This window comes from Rhodococcus sp. C26F (assembly GCF_053345925.1).
Map to the genome: position 1 here is coordinate 1 of NZ_JBKFBA010000040.1, position 12,393 is coordinate 12,393.

Below are 12,393 nucleotides of genomic sequence, written 5' to 3' on the forward strand. Positions count from 1 at the left end.
CATCTGGCGCAACAAGCACGCCGAGGATCAACAGCTACGGGAGATCGTCGACAGGGCAAACGTTGCGTGATGCGGCACTAGATGGTAGACGTCCCATTCGTCCATATCGAGATAGTCGATGTTGGTGTCCGACCCTGCAAGCACTGTCTCGTAGTCGCGATAGGGCGACAGCGCGTGTGTGGGACCCAGTACCAGGACGCGGTCGTCGGAGATCTGTGGAAGGTTCTGGTGCGCTTCGCGGAATGTGTCGAGGAGCGATGCATCCACAATCACCGCCACCGCCTCCGAGTGGGCAATTGCGTACTCCATCTCGGCCGGCACGAATCGGTAACTTATCGGCACGATCGCCGCACCGAGTCCGGCGACGGCGTACACCGCTTCGACGTACTGTGCGCGGTTGGGCATGATTGCGGCGACCTTGTCCCCGCGTGTCACTCCCGAGGTCGCCAATGCATTGGCCAGGCGGGCCGTGCGTTCGCTGACCTCGCCCCAGGTGAAGCGCTCCGCTCCTTCCAGCACAGCGGTTTTGGAGCGTCGCGAATGGCGAGCGGCGTGTTCGTGCGGGATCTGTCCCACGGTCAGCGCTTCTCGGTAGATACTCACGTTGAACTCCTGTGCCTAGATTCCGAGGTAGGCAGAAACGACATGATCGGACTGGAGGATCTCGTCGGGGGACCCTTCGATCGTGATCGTTGAATCCTCCACCACCACAACACGCGTCGCGCATCTGGTGGGAATCGTCAGGTTCTGCTCCACGATGAGAATCGAGGTGCTCTCGGCCACTGCGGCGATGTTGTCCGCAATCTGCTCGACTACGATTGGCGCGAGACCATGAGATGGCTCGTCCAGCATCAGCACCTCGGGATCGGCCAACAGAGCGCGTGCGATCGCCAGCATCTGGCGCTCACCACCCGAAAGGGTGCCGGCGAATTGCGCGCGACGTTCATGCAGTCGGGGAAACAGTACGAAGATTGGTTCGAGTCGATTCTCCAGCTTGGCACCAGCGTGGCCACGAAGCGCTGCACCGATCTGGAGGTTCTCCATCACAGTCATCGACGGGAACGACATCTGCCCCTCCGGAACGAAGGCGAGCCCTCGTGCGACCCGTGTGTGGGCTGGAAGTCTCGTGATGTCCTGGCCTCGGAAGGTGATCGTTCCGCTGAGCGGCGTAACAAGTCCTGCAATGGTCCGAAGGAGTGTGCTCTTGCCGACCCCGTTGGCGCCGAGGACGCACAGGACCTCTCCACTCCCTACTGTCAAATCGATGTCTCGGAGGATGACGCGATTGCCATAGCCCGCAGTCAGGCCTTTGACCTCAAGCATGGTGTCCTCCTCCAAGGTATGCCTTGATGACCCTGTCGTCTCGCTGGACCTCCGCGGGGAGGCCCTGCGCGATGACCTCGCCGCCTTCGAGGACGATGACTCGGTCCACACTGCTCATGAGGAACCGCATGTTGTGGTCGATCACCAGAACGGTCGCCCCCGCCTCCCGGATTCGGTGGATTGCGACCGAGAGCTGGTCCAGGTCGTTTCCGGTGAGACCTGCCCCTGGCTCGTCCATCAGGAGAACATCGGGCTTGGTGGCCAGTGCGATGGCCACCCCGAGACGTCGAAGTTCTCCGAACGACAACTCGCCCGCTGTTCGATTCCAGCGGGCCGTAAGGTCCACCGTGGACAGGACCTCGAACGGATCCACATCGTGTACCGAGTTCAGTGCTCCGAGCTCCACGTTCTCCAATACCGTGAACTCGCCGAACACTCTGCTCGCCTGAAACGTCTTGGCAACGCCGGCACGAGCGGCTCGACTCAACCGCCATTTGCGGACCGGATCCCCGTTGAGCAGGACCTCTCCCGCAGTCGGCGCGGCCAGTCCGCTCAGCACATTGACAAGTGTCGACTTACCGGCGCCGTTCGGCCCGATCAGTCCGGTGATCGAGCCAGTAGGGAGTTCGATGTCAACATTGTTGAGCGCCTTCAGTCCTCGGTACGCGACCCCCACGCCCCTCGTGGCGAGAATAGGTGTCGCCAGTGAGTTGTCCGCGGCTGGTGTGTCTACCGTCGCATGCATGCGTCAATCTCCGTTCTGCGAGCGCCGCGCTGCCACCGACTTCTTCACGGTGGCGACCGTAGCGTGAAAGACCCCCATGATTCCCTTCGGCGCCACGAGCACCACGAAGAGCAGAACTACGGCATAGATCAGGGTCGAGTAGTTGTCCAGTTCCCGTGACGCTTCGGGAACTCCGGCGATGATGGCTGCACCGATCAGCGGACCGGCGATTGTTCCGGAGCCGCCGATGACCACCATCGCCAGCGGCTCGAAGGAGGCCACGGTGAAGTCGAACGAACCGGGAGTGATGTAGCCGAGCCAATGGCCGTAAAGCACACCGATCATGGCGATCAGAACGGACGACGCGATGAAGGCAGTTTTCTTGGCGTTGCCCACCTGGACGCCGACCGACGCGGCCAGAACCTCGTCATCTCGAACGGCTTGCCACGACAGACCCGTCTTGCGGCGGGTGACCACCGTCGTGCCGAGCATGATCAATACCAGGACAACGATCATTGCGAAGAGATAGTCGGACCCGTCGGAGAGTTCGATCGGTCCGAGGGTGAACGGACGGGCGATCCCGCCCTCTTCGACCGGCCCGGCGCTGGACAGCCCTGCAGCACCACCTGTCTGCGATTTCCAGGCAAGGACCACGTTGTACGCGATGATCGACAGGCCGGCCGTGATCAGCGCAAAGTGCAGGCCTTTGGTCCGGAAGATCACCAACCCCAATAGCCCTGAGATCGCGAGCGCGACTCCCGCCGTGACAGCAAGGCTCTGCAGCCCGGACCAATCCAACCTTCCGGTTCCGATCACCCCGATGTACGCACCGAGCGCCAGGAACGCTCCCGCACTGAGATTGAGTTGACCGGTGTAGCCGACGACCAGGTTCAAGCTGCTTGCGACCAAGGCGGCCGCGAGCACGGCGCTCAGGACATACGTGGTGTGTTTGTCCAATCCGCCGATCAGGACACCGGCGAGGATCACCGCTGCGACGGCGATCCCGATTCTCAGGGGAAGGGCAAGGCCGTGTTTGTCGCGCCATACCGACTTGCCGGGAATGGACTCGGTTTTCGGCGGGGCCGGCACGCGCTCCCCCACGCTGACTTGCGGATCGGATGTGGTTTTCACGCTTGAACCTTCTCCTCCGAGGCACTCTTGAATGCCCCCTGCGGGCGGACGATGAGAAACAGAACCAGGGCCAGAAAGACGATCATGCTGCGCGCCATGTTGTCGATATACCCGGCTGCGAGAGTCTCCAGGATCGCGACGGTGAACCCGCCGACGACGATCGTCGCCATGCGTCCTCCCGTGCCGGCCACCACCAGGATCGCAAAGGCAACGAGTGTCGGGTGTAGACCCATGTGCGGTTCGATGTTCCCGGTGGGAGCGAGCAGTGCACCGGCGAGACCGGCCACCGCCGAGGCGATAACGAAAGTCAACGCGCCGACCCGCGAGACATTCAAGCCCGCCAGTTGAGCAACCTCACGATTCTGCGCGATGGCACGAAGTGATCGACCGAAGCTCGATCGATAGACGAACCAGCCAAGGGCAACCGAGACCAGAAGCACGATGACGACGATCAGAAGACGGTAGTCGGCGATGCGCACCGGTCCGATCTCCCGTACTCCGGATATCGGAGCCGGCACACTGAGGGGATCCTCGCCCCAGACCAGGGCGATAATCTCTTGAAGAATGATTGCCAGCGCCAGTGAACCGATAAGAACGGCTAGAACACTGGCGGAGTACAGCCGCCTGAAGATCGTCCGCTCGAGCAGCCATCCGAGGACTCCGACCGCCACGACCGTCAGAAGGAGTCCTACCCAGAACGGGATGCCCAGGCCTACCACGACCGCGTACTGGATGTATGCCCCCAAGGCGTACATCTCGCCGTGCGCGAAGTTGGGCAAGTGCAGCGTCGTGAAGACCATGAACAGTCCTAGGGCGACCAGGACATAGGCCCCTCCGAGGACGAGGCCGTTGGCGACCTGCTGTAAGAAAATATCCACGATGACTCCTGAGCCATGGTTGGGCGCGCGGATGACCGTACGCGTCAGCTACCCGACGGTGCTCTGCTGTTCGACTACCCAGCCGGTACCGGGGATCCAGTCCGTGACAGCGCCCTTGACGACAACCTCGCGATTGTCGAACAGTCGATCGCCTTCCTGCGGCTCGAACGTCTGAAGTGTTTGGTCCGCAATGTCGGCGACGGTGATCTCCTGCATCGCCTTGATCAGGCCTTCCGGAGAGACCTCCTCCGCTTTTTCCAGCGCGGCAAGGAAGATATGGGCACCGTCGTAGTGGTTGGCGGTGAAGGCGCCGGCTTCGCTTCCGAGTTGCTCGGCGAACTCAACGGCCGCAGTGTCACCGGATGCCACGAAGGAGTCGAGACTGGTGAGAGGTCCTGCCTGAGTCACGTTTACCATCAAGTTCTCGTCACCGATGAGCGTCCCGACTTCGTCGTTGGTGAGCCCACCGTTCCACGAGATGTTGCCGGCGAACCCGAGTTCGCGGGCCTGCTTGGTGATCAAAGCTGTTTCGCTGGGGTACGCGCGAATCATGAACAAGTCGGGAGAGGAACTCGCCATCTGCGTCAGCGGCGCACGGAAGTCCGTGTCGCCCAGCTTGTGCTGCAACTGCAACACCACCTCACGGCCGAGCGCCTCGATACCCTTGACGAGGTTGGCCTGCTCACTCACCAAACCCGTGTGGACCTGGTCGGTGATCATCGCGACGGTCTGAATTTCGGGATGTTGCGCGAGCCAGTCGAGGGTCGCCTGAGTGTAAGTGTTGACTCGAGCAGCCGTCCTGAACACATTGGGGCTCTTGGTGGGTCCCTCGACGGCCGCTGCCATCAGGTGCCAGACGGAATCGGATTGGGCCATGAGTGACTGCACCGCGGACGCGGATCCTGACCCCATCGGTCCCCAGATGAAATCGTAGCCATCGTCCAGGATTTCGCGGGCTCTCGCCTGGGCGACTTCGGGATTCTGCTCGTCGTCGAAGACGTCCAGTTCGATGGTGTAGGTCTCGCCTGCCACCGGAACGCCGCCGGAAGCGTTGGTGTCTTCGATGACCTGCTCGAGTGCTGCAATGCTCGTTGTTCCCCAGCCCGCTGCCGACCCGGTCATGGGATATATCGCGGCGATCCTGATGACCCCGTCGTCGGCTGAGCCGCTTCCGCCGCCACATGCTGCGGCAGCGAATGTCAGTGACACGGCGACGGCCGCGAATCGAGTCTTCCGCATCCTCGCTCCTCAATCCGGCCATCAGCATCGGACTGACGGCACTTGTGAGCATGTGATGCACCCCACATGCTGCGGCACACATTACTGTGGACTTTACGCGGATGTAAAGTCATTCCGAGAAGGAATTTTACACCGGTGTAAAGTCATTGCTTCAAGTAAGGAGATCGGTCATGTCCACTGACGCAGGACAATCCAGGAGCGCGAATTCTTACCGAACCGACACGGACGCACCCGCTGCGCTGATCGAGCGTCACGGTGCCGTTGGGGTTATCACATTCAACAGGCCGCGCTCGCTGAATGCCGTCAACAGCGCCCTTTCCACCACTGTCGGGCGCGCTCTCGAAGTCTTCGACGGTGATCCCGAGATCCGTGCGGTGGTAGTGACCGGAGCCGGCCGGGCGTTCTGTGCAGGGGCAGACTTGAAGGAAGTTGCCGCACAGCGGAGTTTTCTCGATCCCGACCATCCGGAGTGGGGTCTCGGTGGTCTCGTGCACCATCCGTTCACCAAGCCGCTGGTGGCCGCGGTGAACGGACTCGCGCTGGGCGGCGGGGCCGAGATGGTGATGTCGTGTGATCTGGCCGTAATGGACGAGGATGCTCGTCTCGGCCTTCCTGAGATCCACCAAGGACTCATCCCTGGCGCCGGCGGACTCATTCGTTTCCCACGGATCATCGCGCCTAAGCGAGCTATGGAGCTTGCACTTTTGGGCGAAGCGGTCGGGGCCGAGGAAGCGTCCGCTCTTGGGTTGGTCAACAGAGTGGCCCCTCGTGGGCAGTGCCTCGAGCACGCGCTCGAACTTGCTGCCCGCCTTGCCGCACAAAGTCCGGTAGCTGCACGGCTCACGAAGCAGCTGGTTCGAGCAGCCTACGATCCGCCCCGATCGGACGATCCGACGATCTGGCAGCTGGAAGGCGACCTGGTGTCGCAGATCCTCGCCGACCCGGACGCGCGAGCACGAACACGAGCGTTTGCCACAGGACGCCGCACCGAAGCTGGTCCGTCCTCCGCGTGACACAGTCGATCGACTGCGGGCGTGGAACACGCCGCGCCCGCGGTCAACCCACTGCTACCACCCACTCGATTTGGTCACCACGAATCCAGATAGCCGGTGTCCGCACGATCCGCCCGGCGCGCAGAGTCGAACAGCGCGGTGACGACAGTGCGCGTCTGGGCGGGATCAATAACGTCGTCGATCTCGTTGACGGTGGCCACGCTGATCGCCTTGCCTCGGCTGTACAGCTCCTCGACCAACTCGTTGAACCGGCGATTCGCAGCTTCCGGATCGGTGATCGCAGCGAGTTCGTCTCGATAGCCGAGCCGCACGTAGCCTTCCAGCCCCATGCCGCCGAATTCTCCTGTGGGCCAGGATAACGTGGCGAGAGGAACGGTGAAATCGCCTCCGGCCATCGCCATCGCTCCGAGTCCGTAGCCCTTCCGCAGAACGACGGCGACCATTGGCACGTGCAGGTGTGCTCCGGCAAGGAAGAGGCGCCCGAACCGCCGGACCGTCGCGGATTCCTCAGCGGACGGCCCGACCATGAATCCGGGCGTGTCGACCAGCGAGACCACCGGAATCCGGTGCGCATTGCACAACTGCAAGAAGCGCGCGGCCTTCTCCGCCGCCGCCGCGTCGATGGCCCCTCCGAGATGCTGCGGATTGTTGGCGATCATGCCCACAGCACGCCCGCGAATGCGCCCCAATGCCGTGAGTATTCCGATCCCGAAGCGCGGACGAAGTTCGAGGACGGACCCTTCGTCGGCGAGGAAGTCGATCACAGTCCGGACGTCGTAGCTCCGCTTCCGATTCTCTGGGACCACCGACCGCAGCCGCAGCTGGTCGTGCTCCGTGTACTCGTTCTGACGCTCGCCCGCAACGAGCGCAAGGTAGGACCGCGCGACCGCGACGCCGGCAGCCTCGTCTTCGACCAGGACATCGATCACGCCGTTCTCGTTCTGAACCGATGCCGGACCTATTTCCTCGGGCCGGAACACCCCGAGCCCGCCCCCCTCGATCATGGCGGGGCCACCCATGCCGATGTTGCTGTCCGCAGTCGCAATGATGATGTCCGACAGCGACGCGAGTGCAGCGTTGCCGGCGAAGGTCCGGCCCGCAGCAAGAGCGACGATCGGCACCCGTCCCGAAAGACGTGCGGCCATGGTGAACGTCTCTTCGTCGAGTTGTGCGATGCCGGCCATGTCCGTGTCTCCGGGCCGTCCGCCGCCACCCTCGACGAACAGCACCACCGGCAGTCGTTGATCCGCTGCGACTCCGAACATCCGCCGCATCTTGGCATGGTTGAAGTACCCCTGGGTACCGGCCATGACCGTGTAGTCGTAGGCCATGACGACGATCGAGACACCCTGGACGGTTCCGATCCCGGTAACCAGACCATCGGCAGGAGTGCGCTCGATCAGTTGATCGATATCCATCCGCTGTCGCTGCGCGGCCAGCACCAGGCCCCCATATTCGACAAAGCTACCCGAGTCGACGAGATCGTCGATGTTCTCCCGTGCAGTCCGACGTCCACACTTTCGACGTCGCGCGACGGCCTCTGGCCGACCCTCGTCGAGGGTTCGCCGTCGTCGCTCATACCACTCGTCGAAGTCTCGTCTCGGCTGTTCGGACTCGTGCTCGTCGCCCCGATTGACGTCGTCGAAGGTGGACTCGTCCGCAGAGCGAAGCCGTACGAGCACCTCGCCCCGATGTACCCGGCTCCCGATTTCGACGCCGACGGAGTCGATCACTCCGGAGCACTCCGCCCGCACCACGTGCTCCATCTTCATCGCTTCGATGACCACAAGTGGCTGGCCGGTACTCACTACCTCGCCCGGCACGAGTGCGATCTCCACGACGACGCCCGTCATCGGTGCATGCAGCACCGTTCGATCGTCGTCAGCCGAATCCGGATCGGCGAGCTCGCAGCTCGAGAACATTGCTGTGTCAGCGGCTACTGGTGCGGCAGCGAGCAAACTGTCTACCCGGTTCTCGATGTAGTCGGTGGCGACGGGAGCGGCCTGGAAGTCCTCGTCGCTTAGGATCGCGTCGAGCAGTCCCACATTGGTCTCGAGACCGCCAATTACGAGTTCGCGCAGGGCTCGTCGTCCGCGTAGCGCCAGATTCCGACGGTCACCGCTGCTCTGGCTCACGACGATCTTCGCGACAAGGGAGTCGTACAGGCTTGTGATCTGGTCGCCCGGGCGCATGTGGGTGTCGACACGTGTTCCGGGCCCGCCGGGGAGGTCGAAGTTACTCAGTGTGCCCTCGGTAGGCACTACTGTTGCGTCGGGTCCCATCTGCTCGGCGGTGACCCTCAGCTGCATGGCACTTCTCTCCGGGACCTCGCCGGGTTGGTCCGGCAAACCGAGCTCTGCCAATGTTGCTCCGCCGGCAATGCGCAGCTGTAGCTCGACGAGGTCGATTCCGAGGATTTCTTCGGTGACGGTGTGCTCGACCTGGATTCTCGGATTGACCTCGAGGAAGACGACGTCTTTGCCACGTACGAGGAATTCAACGGTCCCGAGACTGCGGTAGGAGGTCGCCGCGGCAAGATCGGTTGCGTAGCCGAGCAGCTTCGCCCGGACGCCTGGTGCAAGATCGGCTGGCGCGATTTCGATCACCTTCTGTCGCCGCCGCTGGACACTGCAGTCGCGATCCCACAAGTGCAGGACACCTCCCTGCCCGTCGCCGACCACCTGTACCTCGATGTGACGGGCCCCGGCGAACAGCTCTTCGACGTACAGATCCCCGGATCCGAATGCCTTTCGCGCCTCCGAGGAACACCGTTCGAAGACCGCGGCGAGATCCCGAGGATCGTCGACCGGTCGCATGCCACGGCCACCGCCTCCCGCGACGGCCTTGACCATGACGCTGGCCCCGGCCCTCAGAGATTCCATGAATTCGGTGGCCTCGGCGAGGGAGGTCACACCCACAGTTCCTGTGGGTAGCGGAACTCCGCACTGTCGGGCCAGACGCCGAGCGGCAGTCTTGTCGCCGAAGGTCGCAAGCGTGTCGATCGACGGACCGACAAAACTCAGCCCCGCTGACTCGGTCAACTGTGCCAGCTCGCGACTTTCGGACAGGAACCCGTAGCCCGGGTGGATGGCGTCACAGCCGTTCTCGATCGCGGCATCGACGACCGTCGACGCGTCGAGATAGGCAGCCGGCCCCGCACCCGGAAGCCCGGCAACCTTGTCGGCATGCCGGGTGTGTCCCGAGCCGACATCGTCGGCAGATGCGACGGCGACCGTCTCGATACCCAAATCCGCAGCCGAGCGCATGATTCGGACAGCGATCTCGCCACGGTTCGCCACGAGAAGACGTTTCACGCTCATCGACGGTTCCCTTCGTCCGTATGTCATGAGTGCCGAGTGAGCCGAATTCCGGCGGACTCGCGGTCCCACACCGTTCCACCGGTCTCACCCCGTAGGAGGTGTTTCTGGATCTTCTGGGTTGGGGTTTTGGGAAGATCACTGACGATCTCGAAGTAGCGCGGAACCATGAAGTACGGCATGTGCGAGGCAAGATAAGTCGTCAGGGCGGCAAGGTCGATGCTCCGTCCCTCACGGGGTACCAAAACCGCCTTGATCTCGTCCTCGACGAGGTCGGAGGGGGCAGCTACGACAGCACATTCGAGAACGTCCGGATGGCCGTTGATCACGCGCTCGACCTCGAAGCTCGACACGTTCTCGCCACGGCGCCGGAGTGCGTCCTTTTTTCGATCGATGAAGTAGTACCGGCGCTCGGCGTCCCGCCGGAAGATGTCGCCTGTGTGCACCCAGCCGTCGACCAGGGTCTCCGCGGTCTTCTCCGGAAGACCGTGATAGCCCCGCATGACCTGCTCAGATGTTGCCGCCCGTACCAACAGCTCCCCCGTGGACCCGTCCGGTACGTCGTTTCCGCTCTCATCCACCAACCTGAATTCGTACTCGGATCGCGCGCGTCCCGCCTCGCCCGCCACTACGCCGGGTGGATCCGAGAACATCACTGCGCCGAGTTCACTCATTCCGTAGACCGCACCCACCTCGACGCCGAATCGCGAGCGGAATCCTTCGAAATCACTTGCCAAGGGAGCCATCACCGCGAACGTCAGCGGGTTGTCCCAGTCGTTCGATTTGGGTTCTGCCTGCTGTAGCAGCTCCGCCACGGCGCCGAGCATCACCGTTTCCGTGATGTCGAATTCACGGATCCAGTCCCAGAACTTGGTCACCGAGAAGGCCGGCTGCAGCACGGCTGTGGCGCCGGCGATTACCGATTGATATGCCCCGTACCACTGGCCCGCGAGGTGGAACATCGGCAGGAACACGAGGATGCGGTCGTCCGAGTTGGGCCTCGCGCTGTCCTCCCGGGATGCATAGGTGTAGGCATGGGCGTGGCTGATCTCCACGCCCTTCGACAGGCCCGTCGTTCCCGACGTGTACATGATTGCCATCAGGTCTGCGGGTCGAGACTCCGCGATGGGCGCGGGATCGCGTACCAACAGGTCGTCGAGGGTCACCACATCGAACCGTGTCGAACGCAGCGCGGTTCCGTCGCCACCCCGAATCACCACAGTCTCGAGATCTGGGACGTCGGCCTCGAGGGCCGTCAGCCGGTCGGCGTATCGATCCTCCATGACCAGTACCCGGGCACCGCTGTCACGCAGGATGTGCGCGAGGAACTGGCCCTTGTACGCCGTGTTGACCGGGACCTGCACCCGACCGGACAATCCCAATCCAAACGCAAGGCAGAGGAAGTCGAACGAGTTGTCGAGCATCAGCGCGACGCTTTCCCGTGGGTTCACACCGAGTTCCAGCAAGCCGGCAGCCACTTGCAGTGACCGCGCGACCGTGCCGCGATAGGTCCATTCGGTCCCGTCCGCCTCAACGAAGGCAGTCTTGTCCGGTGATGTCGACATGACGCGAGCGAACGCCCGCGGCATGGTACGGTCCTCGATCGCTGGAAGTGCATTCATGTGATCTCCCAAATGATGCGTTCGTTCTGCCTCGTTGCGCATGACCGCCTCTGACGGTCGCGCCGCGCCCATCAGGCGCCAGCCCTTGTCACCACCTCGTCCAACGGTGCGCGACTGGTGCGAAAGCGGTTTGCCGGATGATCCGGATCGGCCAGTCCAAGTGCCACCGCACACACCACGACTCGGTCGTCATCGATGCCGAGGTAGGTCCTGACAAAGTCCGAATACTGGGCAATCGCTGCCTGTGCAATGGATCCGACACCGAGCGACGTGGCCGCCAGGGTGAGAGCCGACACGTAGGCCCCGCAATCGATGGCACCGTAGACGCCCTGATTTCGGTCCGACGTGATGACCGCTACGTGCGGAGCTCCGAAGAAGCTGTAGTTCAGCATCAACTGGGAATGACGTGCATCGCGGTCGTCGCGGGCGATCCCGAGGCATTCGTACAAGCCGAACCCGGTCTCTCGCCGACGCTGGGCGTAGACACCTTCGTACTTTTCAGGCATGACGAGGTCAGGGCTCTGGGATTGCGCCTGCACGTGCTCGGTCAGAGCTCCGGCGAACGCTGCGGTCGCCGGTCCACTGGTGAGATGAACAGTCCACGGCTGTGTGTTGGACCATGATGGTGCTCGCTGCGCGAGGCTGAAGATTCGCTCGAGGTGCTCCTGCGATAGCTCGTCGGGCAGAAATGATCGGCAGCTGTAGCGCGCCTTCATGACGTCTTGAAATTCCATGATGTCCTATCTGTGTTCTTGCAGGAGGCCGCGACGGCGACAGCCAGCGCGGCTTCGTACTCGTTCGGCGTGACGTGCGCGCCCCACTGCACCTCATCGCCCTCCCACATTGCGAGGTGGACCATGAAGCAATCACGTACGGCGCCGTGCCAGTGTTCTTCTCCGGGAGGTGTGTGGATCACCTCGCCCGGACGCACGAGGTACACCTGACTCCGTGTCGCGACCACGCCGAGTCCTTTGTCGATTCCGAACGTCTGACCCGCACATGGCTGTGCCACGCCGTTCGTGCTCCGGGAGCGAACCAAACTCGATTGACTCGGATTCGGGACTCACCTTCACCGCGCGCGAGGACGTCGTAGTGCACGTTCCCGGTGAAGTAGGCAGCTGAGCCCTCGACGCTCGGTGCGGTTCG

The 12,393-nt window shown here is 62.8% G+C and carries 11 protein-coding genes; 1 reads left to right on the plus strand and 10 read right to left on the minus strand.

All coding sequences use genetic code 11. The annotated features are described in order from the left end of the window. Positions 1-27: 27 nt before the first annotated feature. The 6 genes from ACLBYD_RS25785 to ACLBYD_RS25810 all read right to left on the minus strand — a co-directional run bounded on the left by ACLBYD_RS25785 (position 28) and on the right by ACLBYD_RS25810 (position 5,295). Complete coding sequence (locus ACLBYD_RS25785; RefSeq protein WP_447818638.1) at positions 28-576, minus strand: AMP-binding protein; 549 nt, start codon at positions 574-576, stop codon at positions 28-30. 42 nt (positions 577-618) lie between these two features. Next, positions 619-1,323 (minus strand): ABC transporter ATP-binding protein, encoded by a 705-nt coding sequence (locus tag ACLBYD_RS25790; protein ID WP_447818639.1) that lies wholly within the window; start codon positions 1,321-1,323, stop codon positions 619-621. Further along, on the minus strand, positions 1,316-1,999 hold the full coding sequence (locus ACLBYD_RS25795; protein ID WP_447818640.1) for an ABC transporter ATP-binding protein: 684 nt from the start codon (positions 1,997-1,999) through the stop codon (positions 1,316-1,318). The genes ACLBYD_RS25790 and ACLBYD_RS25795 overlap by 8 nt, the downstream gene beginning before the upstream one ends. A 72-nt stretch (positions 2,000-2,071) precedes the next feature. After that, positions 2,072-3,178 (minus strand): branched-chain amino acid ABC transporter permease, encoded by a 1,107-nt coding sequence (locus tag ACLBYD_RS25800; protein WP_447818641.1) that lies wholly within the window; start codon positions 3,176-3,178, stop codon positions 2,072-2,074. Then, positions 3,175-4,056 (minus strand): branched-chain amino acid ABC transporter permease, encoded by an 882-nt coding sequence (locus ACLBYD_RS25805; RefSeq protein WP_447818642.1) that lies wholly within the window; start codon positions 4,054-4,056, stop codon positions 3,175-3,177. The genes ACLBYD_RS25800 and ACLBYD_RS25805 overlap by 4 nt, the downstream gene beginning before the upstream one ends. Before the next feature lie 48 nt (positions 4,057-4,104). Beyond that, positions 4,105-5,295: an ABC transporter substrate-binding protein gene (locus ACLBYD_RS25810; RefSeq protein ID WP_447818643.1), complete on the minus strand. Its 1,191-nt coding sequence runs from the start codon at positions 5,293-5,295 to the stop codon at positions 4,105-4,107. Positions 5,296-5,465: 170 nt separating this feature from the next. On the opposite strand from ACLBYD_RS25810, the gene ACLBYD_RS25815 reads away from it, so the two are divergent. Continuing rightward, on the plus strand, positions 5,466-6,308 hold the full coding sequence (locus ACLBYD_RS25815; RefSeq protein WP_447818644.1) for an enoyl-CoA hydratase/isomerase family protein: 843 nt from the start codon (positions 5,466-5,468) through the stop codon (positions 6,306-6,308). Positions 6,309-6,382: 74 nt separating this feature from the next. On the opposite strand, the gene ACLBYD_RS25820 is transcribed toward ACLBYD_RS25815, so the two are convergent. From ACLBYD_RS25820 to ACLBYD_RS25835, 4 genes are read right to left on the minus strand one after another with little or no spacing between them, the layout of a single operon-like run. Continuing rightward, positions 6,383-9,628 (minus strand): carboxyl transferase domain-containing protein, encoded by a 3,246-nt coding sequence (locus ACLBYD_RS25820; protein ID WP_447818645.1) that lies wholly within the window; start codon positions 9,626-9,628, stop codon positions 6,383-6,385. A gap of 23 nt (positions 9,629-9,651) precedes the next feature. After that, positions 9,652-11,319 carry an AMP-binding protein gene (locus ACLBYD_RS25825; protein WP_447818646.1) on the minus strand — a complete coding sequence of 556 codons (1,668 nt, stop codon included), beginning with the start codon at positions 11,317-11,319 and terminating at the stop codon, positions 9,652-9,654. Further along, positions 11,319-11,981 carry a nitroreductase gene (locus tag ACLBYD_RS25830; protein ID WP_447818647.1) on the minus strand — a complete coding sequence of 221 codons (663 nt, stop codon included), beginning with the start codon at positions 11,979-11,981 and terminating at the stop codon, positions 11,319-11,321. The genes ACLBYD_RS25825 and ACLBYD_RS25830 overlap by 1 nt, the downstream gene beginning before the upstream one ends. Next, entirely contained in the window at positions 11,960-12,208 is a 249-nt protein-coding gene (locus tag ACLBYD_RS25835; protein WP_447818648.1) for a hypothetical protein, read from the minus strand. Before ACLBYD_RS25835 ends, ACLBYD_RS25830 begins: the two co-directional genes overlap by 22 nt. Between the last annotated feature and the right edge of the window lie 185 nt (positions 12,209-12,393).

What these genes read in the sequence shown, in the direction of transcription:
- ACLBYD_RS25790 (WP_447818639.1), bottom strand. Translation starts at nt 1,323, where the DNA reads ATGCTTGAGGTCAAAGGCCTGACTGCGGGCTATGGCAATCGCGTCATC.
- ACLBYD_RS25810 (WP_447818643.1), bottom strand. Translation starts at nt 5,295, where the DNA reads ATGCGGAAGACTCGATTCGCGGCCGTCGCCGTGTCACTGACATTCGCT.
- ACLBYD_RS25815 (WP_447818644.1), top strand. Translation starts at nt 5,466, where the DNA reads ATGTCCACTGACGCAGGACAATCCAGGAGCGCGAATTCTTACCGAACC.
- ACLBYD_RS25820 (WP_447818645.1), bottom strand. Translation starts at nt 9,628, where the DNA reads ATGAGCGTGAAACGTCTTCTCGTGGCGAACCGTGGCGAGATCGCTGTC.
- ACLBYD_RS25825 (WP_447818646.1), bottom strand. Translation starts at nt 11,319, where the DNA reads ATGGGCGCGGCGCGACCGTCAGAGGCGGTCATGCGCAACGAGGCAGAA.
- ACLBYD_RS25830 (WP_447818647.1), bottom strand. Translation starts at nt 11,981, where the DNA reads ATGGAATTTCAAGACGTCATGAAGGCGCGCTACAGCTGCCGATCATTT.